General features: G+C 64.3%; 16 protein-coding genes and 1 pseudogene. 8 read left to right on the top strand and 9 right to left on the bottom strand.

The features are described from left to right. Positions 1-246 precede the first annotated feature (246 nt). Complete coding sequence (rpoH, locus tag ACETMP_RS14285) at positions 247-1,146, top strand: RNA polymerase sigma factor RpoH (RefSeq protein ID WP_375161428.1); 900 nt, start codon at positions 247-249, stop codon at positions 1,144-1,146. A gap of 32 nt (positions 1,147-1,178) precedes the next feature. Here rpoH and ACETMP_RS14290 read toward each other — a convergent pair whose 3' ends face one another. From ACETMP_RS14290 to ACETMP_RS14310, 5 genes are all read right to left on the bottom strand, one after another. Next, positions 1,179-1,412: a hypothetical protein gene (locus ACETMP_RS14290; RefSeq protein ID WP_375161429.1), complete on the bottom strand. Its 234-nt coding sequence runs from the start codon at positions 1,410-1,412 to the stop codon at positions 1,179-1,181. A 163-nt stretch (positions 1,413-1,575) separates the two neighbouring features. Next, positions 1,576-1,908: a hypothetical protein gene (locus ACETMP_RS14295; RefSeq protein ID WP_375161430.1), complete on the bottom strand. Its 333-nt coding sequence runs from the start codon at positions 1,906-1,908 to the stop codon at positions 1,576-1,578. A gap of 89 nt (positions 1,909-1,997) precedes the next feature. After that, a complete protein-coding gene (gene groL / locus ACETMP_RS14300) occupies positions 1,998-3,617 on the bottom strand; it encodes a chaperonin GroEL (RefSeq protein WP_375161431.1) in 1,620 nt (539 codons plus the stop codon). 33 nt (positions 3,618-3,650) lie between these two features. Then, positions 3,651-3,965, bottom strand: a complete 315-nt coding sequence (groES, locus tag ACETMP_RS14305; protein ID WP_375161432.1) for a co-chaperone GroES — start codon at positions 3,963-3,965, stop codon at positions 3,651-3,653. 238 nt (positions 3,966-4,203) lie between these two features. Then, a complete protein-coding gene (locus tag ACETMP_RS14310) occupies positions 4,204-4,746 on the bottom strand; it encodes an Lrp/AsnC family transcriptional regulator (RefSeq protein WP_375161909.1) in 543 nt (180 codons plus the stop codon). Between the two features lie 138 nt (positions 4,747-4,884). Between ACETMP_RS14310 and hppD the strand changes: the two genes are divergently transcribed. Both hppD and ACETMP_RS14320 read left to right on the top strand, forming a co-directional pair. Beyond that, positions 4,885-5,988 carry a 4-hydroxyphenylpyruvate dioxygenase gene (hppD, locus tag ACETMP_RS14315; RefSeq protein WP_375161433.1) on the top strand — a complete coding sequence of 368 codons (1,104 nt, stop codon included), beginning with the start codon at positions 4,885-4,887 and terminating at the stop codon, positions 5,986-5,988. 104 nt (positions 5,989-6,092) lie between these two features. Further along, a complete protein-coding gene (locus ACETMP_RS14320) occupies positions 6,093-6,380 on the top strand; it encodes a Rieske (2Fe-2S) protein (protein ID WP_375161910.1) in 288 nt (95 codons plus the stop codon). A 39-nt stretch (positions 6,381-6,419) separates the two neighbouring features. Here the strand turns inward: ACETMP_RS14320 and ACETMP_RS14325 are convergent, their stop codons facing one another. The 4 genes and pseudogenes from ACETMP_RS14325 to ACETMP_RS14340 all read right to left on the bottom strand — a co-directional run bounded on the left by ACETMP_RS14325 (position 6,420) and on the right by ACETMP_RS14340 (position 11,417). Then, positions 6,420-7,289: a fumarylacetoacetate hydrolase family protein gene (locus ACETMP_RS14325; protein WP_375161434.1), complete on the bottom strand. Its 870-nt coding sequence runs from the start codon at positions 7,287-7,289 to the stop codon at positions 6,420-6,422. A gap of 35 nt (positions 7,290-7,324) precedes the next feature. Continuing rightward, positions 7,325-8,304, bottom strand: a pseudogene (hpaD, locus tag ACETMP_RS14330) (3,4-dihydroxyphenylacetate 2,3-dioxygenase). A 29-nt stretch (positions 8,305-8,333) separates the two neighbouring features. Then, a complete protein-coding gene (gene hpaE, locus ACETMP_RS14335) occupies positions 8,334-9,851 on the bottom strand; it encodes a 5-carboxymethyl-2-hydroxymuconate semialdehyde dehydrogenase (RefSeq protein ID WP_375161435.1) in 1,518 nt (505 codons plus the stop codon). Between the two features lie 258 nt (positions 9,852-10,109). Beyond that, positions 10,110-11,417, bottom strand: coding sequence for a glycosyltransferase (locus tag ACETMP_RS14340; RefSeq protein WP_375161436.1), 1,308 nt, complete (start codon positions 11,415-11,417; stop codon positions 10,110-10,112). Between the two features lie 555 nt (positions 11,418-11,972). On the opposite strand from ACETMP_RS14340, the gene ACETMP_RS14345 reads away from it, so the two are divergent. The 5 genes from ACETMP_RS14345 to ACETMP_RS14365 are packed head-to-tail and all read left to right on the top strand — an operon-like array spanning position 11,973 to position 15,901. Beyond that, complete coding sequence (locus tag ACETMP_RS14345) at positions 11,973-12,593, top strand: efflux RND transporter periplasmic adaptor subunit (RefSeq protein WP_375161437.1); 621 nt, start codon at positions 11,973-11,975, stop codon at positions 12,591-12,593. Position 12,594: 1 nt separating this feature from the next. Further along, positions 12,595-12,834 carry a hypothetical protein gene (locus tag ACETMP_RS14350; RefSeq protein ID WP_375161438.1) on the top strand — a complete coding sequence of 80 codons (240 nt, stop codon included), beginning with the start codon at positions 12,595-12,597 and terminating at the stop codon, positions 12,832-12,834. Positions 12,835-12,845: 11 nt separating this feature from the next. Next, positions 12,846-13,562: an ABC transporter ATP-binding protein gene (locus ACETMP_RS14355; RefSeq protein ID WP_375161911.1), complete on the top strand. Its 717-nt coding sequence runs from the start codon at positions 12,846-12,848 to the stop codon at positions 13,560-13,562. Between the two features lie 9 nt (positions 13,563-13,571). Next, positions 13,572-14,732 (top strand): ABC transporter permease, encoded by a 1,161-nt coding sequence (locus tag ACETMP_RS14360; protein ID WP_375161912.1) that lies wholly within the window; start codon positions 13,572-13,574, stop codon positions 14,730-14,732. 2 nt (positions 14,733-14,734) lie between these two features. After that, positions 14,735-15,901, top strand: a complete 1,167-nt coding sequence (locus tag ACETMP_RS14365) for an ABC transporter permease (protein ID WP_375161439.1) — start codon at positions 14,735-14,737, stop codon at positions 15,899-15,901. Positions 15,902-17,247 lie beyond the last annotated feature (1,346 nt).

The following is a 17,247-nucleotide window of genomic DNA, read 5'->3' on the forward strand; positions in this document are numbered from 1 at the left end:
ATTCACGCCGGAACATTCAGCCCATCTTAAAATTCTAGAGGCACCACCGGCCTGAGGCGCCTGGGCGCCTGATTGGGCTCAGCGGGTCGGGCGATCAGGTGGTTCTGACCATATTGCTCTCTGGAGAATTTGGACATGAGAAAGACCTGTGCCAAAACTGCGCGGCCTGCAGGGCTCGCCGTGCGAGGTGCTTCAAGCAGCAGGGCGCACCGGCTCTGCGCAGCTGACGTCAGTGAGGAGTGAGCGATGCTGCCTGTCTCCTCGCTTCCCGCGATCCATTCCGAAGGCGGGCTGTCCCGCTATCTGAACGAGATCCATCGATTTCCGTTGCTCGAGGCGCCCGAGGAAATTGAATATGCGCGCCGCCTGCGTGATTGCGGCGACCCCGAGGCGGCCTACCGCCTGGTGACCAGCCACCTGCGGCTGGCGGCGAAAATCGCGATTCAACATCGGCGCTATGGCCTCGCCATCGCCGACCTCATCTCCGAAGCCAATGTCGGGCTGATGTTGGCCGTCAAGCGGTTCGATCCGGAGAAAGGCTTTCGGCTCGCAACCTACGCGAATTGGTGGATCAAGGCGGCCGTGCAGGAGTACATCCTCAGATCATGGTCGCTCGTCAAGCTCGGCACTACCGCCGCGCAGAAGAAGCTGTTCTTCAACCTGCGCAAGCTCAAGAGCAGGCTCGGCGTCCCGGAGGATGGCGATCTGCGCACCGATCAGCTCAAGCAGATCGCGGGCAGCCTCAACGTGAGAGAAGGCGACGTGATCGAGATGGACGGCCGGCTGCGCGGCGACATCTCCCTGAACATGCCGCTCAGTGCCGAAACCGAGGGGGACGAGTGGCAGGATCGTCTCGTGGATCCCTCCCCCGATCCCGAAAGCCTGCTGCTGGAGGCGAGCGATCGTGAACGGGAGAAGTGCGCCCTCGCCGAAGCCCTTGCCGCACTGTCGGCCCGCGAGCACAGCATCATCAGGGCCCGATATCTGGACGAGCCGCACAAGACGCTGGAGGACCTTGCCGGTCAGTTCGGTATCTCGCGCGAGCGTGTCCGACAGATCGAGCAGCGCGCGTTGCAACGGATCAGGGCCAAGGTCTGCGCCCGCCTTACCGATCCGGGCTCTCCGGCCATCACCGCGTCACGGTGAGAATCAGAACCGCTGATCGGCCGGGAGGCCGATCAGCACCCGGTGCAGATGTCAGGGACGATGCGCTCGGCCGAAAAGTCGGCGCTCTTGCGCTCGTTGCGGCGCGGCTTCTCAGTGTCGGTGCGCGAGGCCGCACCGGAGCTCGTCGCGAGCTGCCGGACGGGCGCGGCCGAGCTCCGTACCTCTCCGCGCGGAAAGTCCGTCTCCCTGGCCTGGAGTGCATTTGCCATTTCCAACAAGGCGACGGCAACAACGATGCCTCTCATCTCACATCACCTCCTTCGGCTTGAGCAAGCGAGCCGCTGCGGAGCCATGATGCATGAGCATATCGGATGACCGTCGCGCTCATTCGATGCTCGGCCTCGGCTCATCGGTTCACGGCAGCGCGCCTCCGTAGACAGCGGAGCGGCGCGCGGCCGCTTCGACGCCTCAGCTCGTGGCAGGTTGAGGCCGGCCATATTCGTGCGGGGTAGCGTCGAGACGGATACCCGATGGCCCGAGAACCGGCGACAGCAACGTATCCACCTTCATGGTGGCGTTGGCCCGCTCCCAATTCGACCACGGCATCGTGTCCAGGTATGGGATCGGCGGCAACGTCAACCGTTCGAAAGTGTCTGCTGCACTGGCTCCAGAGCCGGGACTCTCGGCGCCATGGGCCGCAACGGGCACGAGAGCGAGGCTGGCGGCAACGGCCAGGGCCGCGAGGTGCCGCGCCATTTGCGTGTTCTCCGCGCGAGCGGAGAAAGTACGATACTTGATCATCTCATCCTCCAATCGTTCGAAAACAGATCCAATGATCGTGACAACACTCAGGGAAAGCGAGCCCGGCGGCAGCGCCGGGCTCGTTCGTCTCAGAAATCGACCGCGGGAGCGCTCGCCGCCTCGGTCTTCTTCGGCTTGTCAGCCACCAGCGCTTCGGTGGTGATGAGCAGCGAGGCAACCGAGGCCGCATCCTGCAATGCGGTACGCACCACCTTGGCGGGATCGATCACGCCGGCCTGGACCATGTCCTGGTACTCGCCCGTCGCCGCGTTGAAGCCCCACGTGTAGGTCTCGTTCTCGAGGAGCTCGCCGACGATGACGGAACCGTCCTCGCCCGCATTCTGCACAATCTGCCGGGCCGGCACCTGGATAGCGCGACGCACGATATCAACACCGGCCTTCTGGTCTGCATTGGCGGTCTTGACGCCATCCAGTGCCTTGAAGGCACGCAGCAGGGCCACGCCGCCGCCGGGCAGGATGCCTTCCTCGACGGCAGCCCGCGTCGCATGCAGGGCGTCGTCCACGCGGTCCTTGCGTTCCTTGACCTCGACCTCGGTCGCGCCGCCGACCCGGATCACGGCGACGCCACCTGCCAGCTTGGCCAGCCGCTCCTGGAGCTTCTCACGGTCGTAGTCCGACGTGGTCTCCTCGATCTGAGCTCTGATCTGCTGGCTGCGCGCCTCGATGTCCTTCTTGGCGCCGGCCCCGTCGACGATCGTGGTGTTCTCCTTGTCGATCACGACCTTCTTGGCACGGCCCAGCATCTTCACCGTCACGTTCTCGAGCTTGATACCGAGGTCTTCGGAGATCACCGTGCCGCCGGTAAGGATCGCAATGTCCTCCAGCATCGCCTTGCGGCGATCGCCAAAGCCGGGCGCCTTGACCGCCGCCACCTTCAAGCCGCCGCGCAGACGGTTGACGACCAGCGTCGCCAGCGCCTCGCCCTCGACCTCCTCGGCGATGATCAGCAGCGGCTTGCCGGATTGCACGACCTGTTCGAGCAGCGGCAGCATGGACTGGAGACCCGACAGCTTCTTCTCGTGGATCAGCACATAGGGATCCTCGAGCTCGGCTCGCATCTTCTCCGCGTTGGTGACGAAATAGGGGGACACATAGCCACGGTCGAACTGCATGCCCTCGACCACCTCAAGCTCGGTGTGCAGGCTCTTGGCTTCTTCGACCGTGATCACGCCCTCGTTGCCGACCTTTTGCATGGCCTCCGCCAGGAAGCGGCCGATCTCGGTGTCGCCGTTGGCGGAGATGGTGCCGACCTGGGCGATCTCGTCGTTGGAGGTAACCTTCTTGGCGTGCGATTTGAGGTCGGTGACGATGGCATCCACCGCAAGGTCGATGCCGCGCTTGAGATCCATCGGGTTCATGCCGGCGGCGACCGATTTGGCACCTTCCTTGACGATGGCCTGCGCCAGAACGGTTGCCGTGGTCGTGCCGTCTCCGGCGAGATCATTGGTCTTCGAAGCGACCTCGCGCACCATCTGGGCGCCCATGTTCTCGAATTTGTCCTCGAGTTCGATCTCCTTGGCGACGGTGACGCCATCCTTGGTGATGCGCGGCGCGCCGAACGATTTCTCGATGACCACGTTGCGTCCCTTTGGACCGAGCGTGACCTTCACCGCATTCGCCAGTGTGTCGACGCCCCGCAGCATGCGCTCGCGGGCCTCGGTCGCGAACTTCACGTCCTTGGCAGCCATGTTGCAATCTCCTTTCTGTTCGATGACTGTCAGTTACGCCGCCTTCTTCAGCGCGCCGGCCTGTCCGACCACGCCGAGAAGATCGCTTTCCTTCATGATCAAGAGCTCCTCGCCCTCGATCTTGACCTCGGTGCCCGACCATTTTCCGAACAGCACCCGATCGCCGGCCTTGACGTCGAGCGGCACGAGCTGGCCCTGCTCGTTACGCGCGCCAGGCCCCACTGCGATAATCTCGCCCTGCTGCGGCTTCTCCTTGGCAGTGTCGGGAATGATGATGCCGCCGGCGGTCTTCTCCTCGGCATCGATGCGGCGCACGAGCACACGGTCGTGCAACGGGCGGAAATGCATGCACATCCTCCTTGATAGGTTCAGCGATGTCCAAAATCCGGGTCCGGAACCGGCCCCCGGGCGGCAAACGACCTAGGGAGGGATCGATTTCCGTTCAAGAGGGCTCGTCGAAAATTTTTGTCCCGCCCGACCGACGAGCGCCTGGGCCGGCTACAGGGACCCGCCGGGCACGGCACTTCGGCCGCCAGCAGGATGTGACCGGCATGCCGTAGACCGATCGCCTGCAAACCACGCCAGCTCAACTCTTTGCGGATCGTCGAGGCCGTGATGAATCTTTGCGTCGGGACCCGGAGCTCTCCGCAGCCCGCGCCTCGGCCGGGATGAGGTGCCCAAGCGGCAATTGCGAGGTGTGCTTCAAGCTATCGAGAACGATGGACGAGCGCACATGCGCGACGCTGTCGTGCGGCAGAAACACCTCGTTGAGAAGCCGCGCGAGCGCCTTCAAGTCGGTGATCGTCACCTTGATGAGGTAATCGGCTTCGCCGGTCAGCGCATAGGCCTCCTGCACTTCCTCCCGACTCTCGATCAGCTTGAGGAAGCGCCGCGAATTGTCCGGCGAGTGTGTCGCAAGCGTTACCTGCACGAAGACGACGATGCCGAGTCCGAGCATTTCGCGGTCGAGGTGAGCGTGGTAGCTCGCAATCGCGCCGGCATCTTCGAGCGCCGCGCGACGGCGCGAGCATTGCGATGCCGATAGACCGACGACGTCGGCCAGTTCAAAATTCGACAGGCGGCCGTTGGCCTGAAGCGCCTGCAGCAATTTGACGTCGAACTGATCCATGCGTGATCCTTGCGCAAAAATGCCAATATCCGCATGCTTCACGCATTGCTTTGCTTTGTCGAGCGGATTTTGCGGGGATCGTGCAAGCTGCCGGCAGTATATTTCCGTCGGATCAGACAGCTTTCCAGGAGTGCGACATTGGGCCCCTTCCCTCACGATGCCCCGCCCGCCACGATCTCGGCGCTCAATCCGGCCGGCACCGATGGCTTCGAGTTTGTCGAGTTCGCCCATCCGGAGCCGCAGCAGCTCGCCAAGCTCTTCGAGCAGATGGGCTACACGGAGGTCGCGCGGCACAAGACCAAGGACATCTCCCTTTGGCGCCAGGGAAAGATCAATTACGTCCTGAACCGGGAGCCGAACTCCCATGCGGCGCGCTTCGTCGGAGAACACGGTCCCTGCGCGCCGGCGATGGCCTGGCGCGTCGTCGATGCCAAACATGCGCTGAAGCGCGTCCTCGAGCTCGGCGGAACTGAATATACCGGCAGCGACAAGTCGCTCGACGTCCCGGCCGTGGTCGGCATCGGCGGATCCCTGCTGTACCTGGTCGAGACCTATGGCGCGAAGGGCTCGCCCTATTCGGCCGAGTACGACTGGACCGGTGAAGTCGACCCGACCCCGAAAGGCGTCGGGTTCTACTATCTCGATCACCTCACGCATAACGTCATGCGCGGCAACATGGACACCTGGTACAAGTTCTACAGCCAGACCTTCAATTTCCGCGAGATCCGCTACTTCGACATTTCGGGCAAGCTGACCGGCCTGACCTCGCGCGCCCTGACGTCCCCCTGCGGCAAGATTCGAATCCCGATCAACGAGAGCGCCGACGACAAGAGCCAGATCGAAGAATATCTGCGCCAGTACAAGGGCGAAGGCATCCAGCACATCGCCGTCGGCACCGACGACATCTATTCGGCGACCGACGCCATCGCCGCGCGCGGGCTCGAGTTCATGCCGGGCCCGCCCTCGATCTACTATGACAAATCATTTGACCGCGTGAAGGGTCACACCGAACCGCTCGATCGCATGCGCAAGCACGGAATCCTGATCGACGGCGAGGGCGTCGTCAATGGCGGGCTGACGCGCATCCTGCTTCAGATCTTCTCCAAGACCGTGATCGGTCCGATCTTCTTCGAGTTCATCCAGCGGAAGGGAGACGACGGTTTTGGCGAGGGCAACTTCAAGGCCCTGTTCGAGAGCATCGAGGCCGACCAGATTCAGCGCGGCGTGCTGAAGGCATCCTGAGGGAGGTCGCGATACTGGACGCATGGCGGAGCTATCGCGGCGCGCCGGCCGAGGGAACCATCCTGTGCAACGCCAATGACATCGGCGAAGGCAGCTTCAAATCGATCAGATCCGGCCCGGCCGATTTTCCGATCCTGATCGTCAGATCGGCGGGCACTCTGACGGCCTACGTCAATGCATGTCCCCACCAGTACCTGCCGCTGGATCATCGCGGCGACAATTTGCTGAGCGCGGACGGCACGGTTCTCCGGTGCACCAATCACAGCGCCGGATTCCGTGTTCAGGACGGCGTCGGCGTCGAAGGACTCGGCCTGAACTGCACCCTCGACGCCATTCCGATCGCCGTGGACGACCAGGGCCGAATTCGCGTGCAAGCCGCATCGACGACCTGATCAAGCCAGATAGTCGGCAGGCGTGGCGCCGCCAACAGATCACGCCTCATCAGCAACCGTGTTGCGGAGCACGCCGATTCCTTCCGCTTCGACCTCGACGACGTCGCCGGGCTTCAGCCAGATCGGCGGGTCGAAGCGCGCGCCCGCGCCCGTCGGCGTACCTGTCACGATGACATCGCCGGGAACCAGGGTCGTGAACGTCGAGATGTAGTTGATGATCTTGCGGAAGGAGAAGATCATCCGGCTCGTGCGGTCCTGCTGGCGGACGTCGCCATTGACCCGCGTTTCGAGCTTGACGTCGGCAAGCTGGCTCTCATCGGTATAGGGGATGAGCCAGGGTCCGATCGAACCGGTCCGATCGAAGTTCTTACCCTGTGTCACGTTGAACTTGGCGTGCCTTACCCAATCGCGGATCGTGCCTTCGTTGCACAGCGACAGCGCGGCGATGTGGCCGAGCGCTTCGCTCTGCGCAATCCTGCGCCCGCCCTTGCCGATCACGATGACGATCTCGCCCTCGTAGTCGAGCTGCGGGCTCTCCGGGGGACGCAGCAAAGGCTGTTCATGGCCGGTGAACGAGCGCGGAAAGCGGATGAAGAGCGAGGGATTTGAGGGAGCCGCCTGCCCGTCCTTGTATTCCTCGTTGCGGTCGGGAAAGTTGACGCCGACGCAGATGATCTTTTCCGGTGTCGGCACGGGGATCTCATAGCGGATGTCTTCGACCGGAAAATCCGCGGGTCGCGCGTCACTCTCCTCGGCCAGAGACAGCAGCGCACCGTCCTCGATCACCTCACGCAGGCTGGGCCAGCGGTTGCCGTGACGTCCGGACAGATCGACCACGCCACGGTCCACGAGCAGGCCGTAGCCGGGCGCAGCGTTGCGGGTGAAGCTGATGAACCTTGGACGAGACATGCGCGGCCTTCCTTGTCGAATGTGTTGCCAGCCGATCAGGGCGCGATGATCGGCTGGGCCGCCAGCTCGGCGTCGCGCGGCGTAATCCCGGCGAAGAGGCTGCCGTGTTCGAACCAGGATCTCGGCGCGGGCGCCCCCACAGCGTCTGACGCTGCGGGTCCTTCAGGTCCCATTTGATCGGTTCGAGATCGGGATCGACGGTCTGGTAGTCCGAGCAATAGATTTCGATGCGGTGGCCATCCGGATCGAGGATGTAGAGGAAGAAGGCATTCGAGATGCCGTGGCGGCCCGGACCGCGTTCGATGTTGGAGATCCATCCGGTGGTCGCCATGAGGTCGAGAAGATCGATGATGTTGAGCGGGGTCGGCACCCAGAACGCCGTGTGATGCAGGCGCGGGCCGCGGCCATTGGTGAATGCCAGGTCGTGAACGCCGCCCTTGCGGTGGGTCCAGGCTGCCCATAGCCGCCCGGTCTCCTCGTCCTCGGTGTACTCCGTCACGCGGAAGCCGATCTCGTTGTAGAAGGCGACGGATTCGTCCACGTTCGGCGAGAAGCAATTGAAGTGGTCGATGCGGAGCGGCTTCACGCCCTTGTAGAGAGCGTACTTCTGATGAATCGGCGGCAACCGGTCCATCTTCGAATAGAACTCGAGCGGGATGCCGTGCGGATCGCGGGTACGGAAGGTGCGCGACTGATAGGGACGCTCCACCCATTCGACCGGTAAACCCCTGCTCTTGAAGAAATGAACTGCCTTGTCGAGGTCTTCTTCGCCGAACAGCTTGAAGCCGAGATCGCGGGCCTCGATCTTGTCGGACTTCCGCAGCACGATGCAATGGTGGCCGCGCTCTTCCATCGCCCGAAGATAGATCGCATCGGAGCTTTCGTCCGTCACCTGCAGACCGAGCGTGTCGACATAGAACGCGCGGGACCTAGCAAGGTCGCTCACGCCAAACTCGACATGACTGAGACGTACGATGTTGAATGGCGGATAAAGGTTGGGCGTAGGCAATGCCATGATATCCTCCTTGGTCTGCTGCGGACCGCTTAACCGCCTAGTTTTTGGATTTTATGCGCGGTGGTCGCGAACGCGACGTTCTTCGTCTCCATATAGAAATCGAACGACCAATCGCCGCCGTCGCGGCCGATGCCGGAGCTCTTCACCCCGCCAAAGGGCGTCGGCAGGTGGCGGACGTTCTCTGAATTGACCCAGATCATTCCGGCTTGCAGCCGGTCGGTGAAGCGGAAGGCGCGCGTGACGTCGGCCGTCCAGAGATAGCCGGTGAGGCCGTACTGGACGTCGTTGGCGAGCGCGAGCGCCTCCGCCTCGTCCTTGAACGGAATCGCCGTCAACACCGGCCCGAAGATTTCCTCCTGTGCGATGCGCATTCGGTTGTTGGCGCCGGTAAAGAGCGTCGGGGCGACGTAGCAGCCGCCGCCGGGACCATCGACCTTGCGGCCGCCCGTGGCGATCGTCGCGCCCTCCGCCCTGCCGATCTCGACGTAGTCGAGGACCTTCTTCTCGTGAACCGGATGGATCAACGGACCGATGACGGTCTCGGGATCGAGCGGATGTCCCACCTTAATCCGGCCGGCCTTCTCCGCGACCATCGCGGTGAATTTGTCATAGATGCTCGCCTCGACGAGAAGGCGCGAGGAAGAGGTGCAGCGCTCGCCGTTGAGAGAGTAGATCATGAACACCGCCGCATCCGCGGCGCGATCAAGGTCGGCATCGGCGAACACGATCACCGGGTTCTTGCCGCCCAGCTCGAAATGAACGCGCTTCAAGGTATCGGCGCCCTGCTTCATGATCATCGAGCCGGTGCGGCTTTCTCCGACGAATCCGATCGCCTTGACCAGCGGATGCTCGGTCAGCGCCTTGCCGGCGTCCTCGCCAAGGCCGTTGACGAGATTCCAGACGCCCTTGGGCAGACCGGCCTCTTCCGCGATCTCGATTAGCAGGCGCGCGGTCAGCGGCGAGAATTCGGCCGGCTTGTGAACGATGGTGCAGCCGGCCGCGAGCGCCGGCGCGATCTTCCACGTCGACAGCATGAATGGCGTATTCCACGGCGTGATGACGCCCACCGGACCGATCGGCACGCGGGTGGTCATGTTCACCTGGCCGTCGGTCCGAAGCGACTTGCCGTCGCGCGCCTCGGGCGCGCGGTCGGCATAGAAGCGGAAATTCTCGGCGCCCCGCAGCGCCGCCTTGGCCATGAACTTGAGGGACTGCCCGGTATCCATGCATTCGACGAAGGCGATTTCTTCGGCGCGGGCGACGATGGCATCGGCAACCTTGTGCAAGAGCGCTTTCCGCGCCTCCCCGGAGGTCTCGGCCCATTGCGGAAAGGCCGCATGCGCGGCCTTCGCGGCCCGATCGATGTCTGCGGCCTTGCCGTGTGCCACCTTGGCGAGCGGCTTCAGATCGACGGGAGAGATCGTTTCGAATGTCGCGCCGTCCGCAGCTGGGACGTCCTCGCCGCCGATGCGGTTGAGCACCCCATGCTGCGCGAACCGGGCAAGGTAGCGTTCCGCCCTGGCGATGTTCTCCGCAAGCTTGGACATCACGGGTCCTCCCTCGTTCGAGCCGTTGCGACCGGCAGCTCTTTGTGTGGCGACGGCAGAAAGCAATGCGCGTTCCGACGCACAACGTCGCCTTGCTGGCCGTACATACTTAACATGTTAAGTATTATGCCCGCTGTCAAGAGGTTTACTTGGCGAAGTTCGGGGAGCGCAGCATAGGTCCGACCTCATTACACAGAAGGCCGGCGTGAGCCTGGACCTCGCGCTTCGCGCCCTCCGCAGACCCGACGCCGAGCATTCTCAAGATCGCACACGCGTGCCGGCCAGCCCTTCGAGAAGGGCGACGGTGGTCGCCAGGCTCCGGCTCGGCGGAGTCATCTGCCCGGCCACCTCGCGCGCCCGGGCGGCGCAGCCCGACTCCAGGACGGTCCGCAGGCCGTGTCGAAGGGTGTCCCGGGTCGTTGCGGCGAGACGACGCGAGGTGCCGACGCCCAGGCGTTTGATTTGTCTCGCCCATATAGGCTGGTCGGCGCCTATCCACAGTACAAGAGCCGGGACGCCGGAACGCATGCCGGCGGCCGTGGTGCCGGCGCCGCCATGGTGAACGATGGCTCGGCAGCGCGGCAGCACGGCGGCGTGATTGACCGAAGGCACGATCATGACGTCCGGTGTGGGAGCCGCGCCTTCAAGCGGCAGGACTCCGGAACAGATCAGCGCACGCTCGCCGAGCTCCCGGCACGCATCTGTGATCATGGCAACGGTCTCCGCCGGTCTGTCGACCGGCATGCTGCCGAACCCGAAGTAAAGGGGGCGGCGGCCGGCGGCAATCCAGGAGTTCACGGAATCGTCGAACTCGGACGCGGATTGCAGGGTCAGCGTGCCCACCAACGGTCTCTTCCAGCTCCATTCCGCCTCGAGCCCAGGAAAGAACACCTTGTCATAAGCTTGAATCTCCAGCGCGCCGGATTCGACGATATGACGCGCAGCACGAATTCCGGATTGCGGAAGCCCGAGGGCGCGGCGCTGCTCGTCATAGGCCGGCCGCAACAGGCGCCAATGCGACCACTCGGCGAGCGACCACAAGGGCTCGACCAGTTTCGGGGGCAATCGAACCGGCAGGATGTGGTTGTTCGCCCTGACGGGGAAGTAATGCAGGGCGGCAAGCGGCACCCCCTCGGCCTCGGCAACGTTGGCGGCCAGCTCCTGATAGGTCGTACCGCTCAGGATCACATCGGCACGGGCCGCCAACCCGGTCAGGGTCGCGCTCATGTCCGCCCAGCCGTCGGCGAGGTACTTGCGCGCCTGGCGCAGCACCTTGACCGGATTGCGCAACTTGAACCAGTCGCGGAAAACCTCCGCCTCGAGCTGGCGTTGGGAATCGGGACCGTAAGAACTCACCGAACAAGGGCCGGCCGACTCGGCGAACCCGACGAGATTGGGAGGCACGGCCATCCTGACGTCGTGACCGCGGCGCTGCAGCTCACCTGCAACGGCAGCCGCAGGCTCGATGTCTCCTCGTGTCCCGTGGACTGCGATGGCAAACCTGATGGTCCCGCTCCGGTTTTCGAAGGTGTCGCGTGATGGCGTTCGCGTCGGTGCGGATGCCATCGACCATGTTTCAAGCCGTGGGAAGATTTGGAGAATACGAAATCATGGATGTCAAGCGCGGCCCTTCATGCTAATTGACACTGGTCAAGCGCATGGCTTACGGCTTTCTCAGTACGATATTTTCTTCAAAGTCTGCGCTGTTTTGCTCGGAAATCCATGATCAAACCATGACGTTGCCCCAGGCCCTCATCGACGGCGCACCCGACGCCTCCGATCTTTCCGCGCTTGCAATCGATCGTAGCGCCGGCTCGCGCCGCCGCCGACGGTTGCGCCAAATCCTGGGGCGCGTGCTTCTCCTCGCCCTGCTCGTCGGCATCGGGGGCGCGACGTGGCTGTGGCGCAGCCATGCGCAGATCGTCGTCGAGACGGCGGTGGTCTACTCCGTCTATCCGTCACAGGCGCTGACGCTGCTGAACGCGACCGGCTACGTCGTTGCGCAACGCAAGGCATCCGTCGCCTCGAAGGCGACAGGCCGTCTCGAGTGGCTCGGTGTGCTCGAAGGCAGCAAGGTGCGCGAGGGCGAGGTGATCGCCCGGCCTCGAGAGCAGCGACACGGTGGCAGTGCGCGACCAGGCAGCCGCCAACGTGCAGGTTGCGGAAGCCAACCTGGCCCAAGGGCGGGCGGAGCTGACGCAGGCGGAAATCGCCTTCAAGCGTTCCGAGGCCCTCGGCGAGAAGAACATCATCAGCGAATCGACGCGCGAAACCGCCGAGGCACGCCTCGCCAAGGCGCGCGCCGCGTTCAACGGATACGGGGCCGCCATCGCCGCGGCGCAGGCCAATCTGCGCGCCTCCGAAGTTGCCGTCGGACAGACCCAGATCCGGGCGCCCTTCGACGGCGTCGTCCTCACGCGGCACGCCAACGTCGGCGACACGATCACACCGTTCTCGCAGGCGGTCGATACCAAGGGTGCGGTCGTCACCATTGCCGACATGGACTCGCTGGAAGTGGAAGCCGACGTGGCGGAGTCGTCGTACCTGAGCATCCACGCGGGGCAACCGGTCGAGATCCAGCTGGACGCGATCCCCGGCGAGCGTTTCGAGGGCGTGGTCAGCCGGATGGTGCCGACCGTGGATCGCGCCAAGGCATCGACCCTGGTGAAGATCCGGTTCGTGCAGCGCGACCCGAGGATGCTTCCAGACATGAGCGCAAAGGCGGCTTTCCTCGAGGCGTGAGGTGTCGGAGAAAGAGCGCAAGCCCGTGCTTGCCGTGCCGGCGGCCGCCGTCTTCGAGGTCGACGGGCGCCAGCATCTCTATGTCGTCGAGGAAGGCAAGGCCCGTCTGCGGAGCGTCGATCTCGGCGCGAAGATAGGCGACCAGATCGAGGTCCGCGACCTCAAGGCCGGCACGCGCGTCGTGGTCCGTCCGCTGGAAGATCTCGTCGACGGGCGCGCAGTGAAGCAGGCCACGAAGTGACCGTGCTTCGCATCTCCGACCGGCCGACCGGAGAGGACGTGCTGATCGCGCTGAGCGACGTAAGCAAGAGCTACCGCCGCGGCGCGCAGATCGTCCCGGTTCTTTCCAGACTCACCTTCGACATCCGCCGCAAGGAATTCCTCGCCCTGATGGGTCCGTCGGGCTCGGGCAAATCGACAATGCTCAACCTGATCGCCGGCATCGACAGTCCGGACCAGGGCTCGATCAAGGTGGGCGGCGAGGACATCACGCTCCTTCCGGAAGCCGAACTCGCCGACTGGCGCGCGGCGAACGTAGGCTTCATCTTCCAGTTCTACAATCTGATGCCCGTGCTCACGGCGCTCGAGAACGTCGAATTGCCTCTCACGCTCACCACCCTGGGGCGGCGCGACCGCCGGGACCGCGCGCAACTCGCGCTCAGCCTGGTCGGCCTCAGCGATCGCGTCAAACATCTGCCCTCGGAACTCTCGGGCGGACAGCAGCAGCGCGTCGCGATCGCGCGGGCGATCGTCACCGACCCGACGGTGCTGGTGGCCGACGAGCCGACGGGCGACCTCGACCGGCAGTCGGCGAAGGAGGTGCTCGAGATCATGCAGCGGCTCAACCGCGACATGGGCAAGACGATCGTGATGGTCACGCATGATCACCGCGCCGCTGCGCATGCGAAACGCATCATGAATCTGGAGAAGGGCGATCTCTCCTATCTCGTGGAGCAGCGCCTTGAGTGAGTGCCGATCATGAGCCAGTGGCTCACGCTCGTGGCGCGCAACGTCTTGCGCCACCGGCTCCGCACCTCCCTGACGCTCGTCGGTCTCATCGTCGCTATCCTCGCCTTTGGCGTGCTCCAGACCGTCGTCAAGACGTGGTATGCGGGCGTGGATGGCGCCGTTCCGTCGCGGCTGCTGACTCGCAACGCCGTCTCCTTTACGCTTCCGCTGCCGAAATCCTATCAGAAGCGCATCAGCGCCGTCGAAGGCGTGCGGCGCGTCACCCACTTGAGCTGGTTCGGCGGCGTCTACAAGGATTCGAAAAACTTCTTTCCCCAGTTTGCGATCGATGCCGCGAGCTATCTCGACATGTTCCCCGAGCTCCTGGTGCCGGAAGAGGTGCGGCGCGCCTTCCTGAGTGAGCGCCGCGGCGCGATTGTCGGGCGCAAGCTCGCCAAACGCTACGGCTTCAAGGCTGGCGACGTGATCCAGCTGCGCGGAACCATCTTCCCCGGCAATTGGGAGTTTGTAATCTGCGGCGTCTTCGACGGCCGAGACACCAAAACCGACACGTCGCAGCTGTTCTTCCGCTGGGACTACCTGAACGAGACCCTGCGTGTGCGCTCCAAGGCACAAGCCGACCAGGTGGGCGTGTTCGCGGTCGACGTCGTCAGCCTGGACAGCGTTGCCGACGTCAGTCAAGCCATCGACGAAGTGTTTCGAAACTCGCTGGCCGAGACGCTCACCGAGACGGAGCGCGCCTTCCAGATCGGCTTCGTGAAGCAGACCGAGGCGATCCTCATTTCCATTCAGATCGTCTCCTTCGTGGTGATCTTCATCATCCTGGCCGTGATGGCGAACACCATGGCGATGACGGCCCGCGAGCGACTCCGCGAGTACGCCACCCTCAAAGCCATTGGCTTCAGTCCCGGCTACGTGGCGCGATTGATCCTCGGGGAATCCGTCCTGATAGCGTTGATCGGCGGCGCGATCGGCATCGCGCTTACGCCCCCGGTCGCTGGCCGCCTTGCCGAGCTCTCCGCCACGCTGTTCCCGACCCTGTTCGTCAGCGTCAACACCGTCATGCTGCAGGCACTTGCAGCGTTGGTGGTCGGGATTCTCGCCGCACTCTGGCCGATGCGCAGGGCAGCCCGTGTCCGCATCGTCGACGGCCTTCGGGCGTTGGGCTGACCATGCCACTGCTGCTCTCCTACAGCTTGCGAAACCTGCAGGAGCGCAAGCTCACCAATTTGCTTACCGCGACCGGCATGGCCCTCGTGGTCTTCGTCTACGCCGCCGTGCTCATGCTCGACTCCGGACTGAAGCAGACGCTGGTCGCGACCGGCGAAGACACGAACGTCATCTTCGTGCGCCGCTCTGCGGAAGTCGAGATCCAGAGCTTGATCGATCGCCGGCAGGCCAGGATCATCGAAAGCCAGCCCGAAATCGTCATCGGAGCCGAAGGAGCGCCGCTTGTATCGAAGGAAGTGGCGGTTTTGATCGCGCAGCCAAGGCGCAAGACCAGGCAGGCGAGCAACCTGTTGATCCGCGGCGTCGGTCCGGCCGCCCTCGACGTGCGTCCGCACGTGCAGATCGCCGAGGGGCGCATGTTTCGCCCGGGTTCGAACGAGATCGTCATTGGCCGGGCCCTCGCGGGGCGCTTCGAAGACATCGAGATTGGATCGAGCCTCCGGTTTGCCCAGCGGGAGTGGAAGATCGTGGGACGGTTCGACGCGGGCGGCAGCGGGTTCGATTCCGAGATCTGGGGCGACAGCGAGCAGCTCATGCAATCGTTCCGACGCGACTTCTTCTCGTCGATCACGGTACGGCTCGCCGATCGTTCCGGCTTCGACACCCTCAAGGCGCGCCTCGAAGCGGATCCCCGCCTCACCATCGAGGCCAAGCGCGAGCGCATCTTCTATGAGGAGCAGTCACGCCTGCTCTCAGGGTTCATTCAGGTTCTCGGGCTCACGCTTTCGGGGATGTTCTCGCTCGGCGCAGTCATCGGCGCGACGATTACAATGTACGCCGCCGTGGCCAGCCGCATGATGGAGGTAGGAGTGCTGCGCGCGCTCGGATTTCGGCGCTCGCGGATCTTGGTTGCATTCCTCGTCGAGGCGCTGCTGCTCGCGCTGATCGGATGGGTCGTTGGAATCTTGTTGGCGTCACTGATGACGCAGGTGAAGATCACGACACTGAACTGGACGTCGCTCTCCGAGCTTGCGTTTCGGTTTGTGCTAACGCCCGGGATCGTCCTGCGGTCGCTGGTCTTCGCCCTCGTGATGGGCTTCCTCGGAGGTTTCCTGCCGGCCGTGCGGGCTGCCCGCATGAACATCGTCGACGCGCTGCGCGTGGCTTGAGCGCTCGGCGGGCGTCGCGCCATCCGCTTGGCCAATCGGCAATCGCCAGCCGATCGTCCCGCACAGACCCATGTCCGCAAGCGCATCGCGCACGAAGGGCATCAGCTCGGCGTTGGACGTGACCTGGTTCGGCACGTAGCCGGACACGTTACACAACAGCTGCTCGTTGACACGATAGCACGCGATGAAGAGGAAGCCACCGAGCCGCGCGAGGTCCGAGGCCGTATAGCGCTCCAGAGGCGTAGCCTGCAAAAGCAAGGCCTCGCCACAGGGGCGGTTCACGTCCAGCGGCAATTCGCCGACCAGGCTACACCCGACCGGCAGGCCCTCCCCGAGCGCCTCGTGCTCCAGGCGCCGCACCAGCCACAGCGGCACATACGGGATCAGGGGAAACAGCGGCGACAGATCATCGCCGTGCTGGTTCAGCGAGGCCAGCGCAGCCTTGAAATCCCGCTGCAAGGCGCGCGGATCATTGCGGCAGGGATCGGGGTCCGCCATCACGGTGATCGACCGCAGCGCGTTGCCGCGCCGGTCGTCGGTACGGCGGTCGCTGACCGGCAGCACCAGCTTGACTTGGCCTGAGGCGTCCACGCGGCCGATCCGGAACGCGAGCCGTGCCGCGAATGCCATGATCAGCGTGCTGCTTGCAACGCCAAGATCGGACGCGCGCTGCTGGCACGCTGCCGCGTCGATGACCACCGGCACGAGAGGCGCGTCCACGGCCGGCTCGAAGCGGTGCCGGCCGCTTCGCACGCGGGGGCTCGAAGCAGGCAAGCCCGCCCTCTCCTTACGCGACCGCCGCGCGAGAGCCGCCAGAGCGCACCAGACGTCAGGCAGGGCACGCAGGCTCTCGACGCTGTCGCGCGCCAGCATCACGGGAGACCAGCGCCATGACGGGGCCGGAAACCCGCGGTCGAGAGGTCGACCGGCCACCGCGTCGGCGATGGCCAGACTGGCGGCACGCATGTCGGCGATCGTGTGCGACACCAGCATCGTCAGCGCGCAGCCACCGCCCTCCAGGGCCTGGACTGCCAAGCGCCAGCCAGGCCCGCGCTCGGGGTCCACGGGCAGATCAAGCAGCAGACGTCGCAGCTCGGGCAGACGCTCGCGGGGCAGCGGGTCGCGGAACCACGTCACCGGGCCCGGTACAGGGTTGGCCACCCAACGGTGCCGTCCCCATGGCAGCGGTGAACGTTGCAGGAGGCGTCCCAGCAACCCTCCCGAGAGGCACTCGCTGAACTCCCTCACAGCGGCTTCATCGATAGCGCGATCATAAAACCAGGTGACTTGCACCACCGGCCCGCGCCCGAGCGCACGCAATGCGACGAACGAGCCCTGGTCCATAT

The sequence above is a fragment of the Bradyrhizobium dasycarpum genome (genome assembly GCF_042019905.1).
GTDB lineage: Bacteria > Pseudomonadota > Alphaproteobacteria > Rhizobiales > Xanthobacteraceae > Bradyrhizobium > Bradyrhizobium japonicum_B.

What these genes read in the sequence shown, in the direction of transcription:
- rpoH (WP_375161428.1), top strand. Translation starts at nt 247, where the DNA reads ATGCTGCCTGTCTCCTCGCTTCCCGCGATCCATTCCGAAGGCGGGCTG.
- ACETMP_RS14290 (WP_375161429.1), bottom strand. Translation starts at nt 1,412, where the DNA reads ATGAGAGGCATCGTTGTTGCCGTCGCCTTGTTGGAAATGGCAAATGCA.
- ACETMP_RS14295 (WP_375161430.1), bottom strand. Translation starts at nt 1,908, where the DNA reads ATGATCAAGTATCGTACTTTCTCCGCTCGCGCGGAGAACACGCAAATG.
- groL (WP_375161431.1), bottom strand. Translation starts at nt 3,617, where the DNA reads ATGGCTGCCAAGGACGTGAAGTTCGCGACCGAGGCCCGCGAGCGCATG.
- groES (WP_375161432.1), bottom strand. Translation starts at nt 3,965, where the DNA reads ATGCATTTCCGCCCGTTGCACGACCGTGTGCTCGTGCGCCGCATCGAT.
- ACETMP_RS14310 (WP_375161909.1), bottom strand. Translation starts at nt 4,746, where the DNA reads ATGGATCAGTTCGACGTCAAATTGCTGCAGGCGCTTCAGGCCAACGGC.
- ACETMP_RS14325 (WP_375161434.1), bottom strand. Translation starts at nt 7,289, where the DNA reads ATGTCTCGTCCAAGGTTCATCAGCTTCACCCGCAACGCTGCGCCCGGC.
- hpaE (WP_375161435.1), bottom strand. Translation starts at nt 9,851, where the DNA reads ATGTCCAAGCTTGCGGAGAACATCGCCAGGGCGGAACGCTACCTTGCC.
- ACETMP_RS14340 (WP_375161436.1), bottom strand. Translation starts at nt 11,417, where the DNA reads ATGGCATCCGCACCGACGCGAACGCCATCACGCGACACCTTCGAAAAC.
- ACETMP_RS14360 (WP_375161912.1), top strand. Translation starts at nt 13,572, where the DNA reads ATGAGCCAGTGGCTCACGCTCGTGGCGCGCAACGTCTTGCGCCACCGG.
- ACETMP_RS14365 (WP_375161439.1), top strand. Translation starts at nt 14,735, where the DNA reads ATGCCACTGCTGCTCTCCTACAGCTTGCGAAACCTGCAGGAGCGCAAG.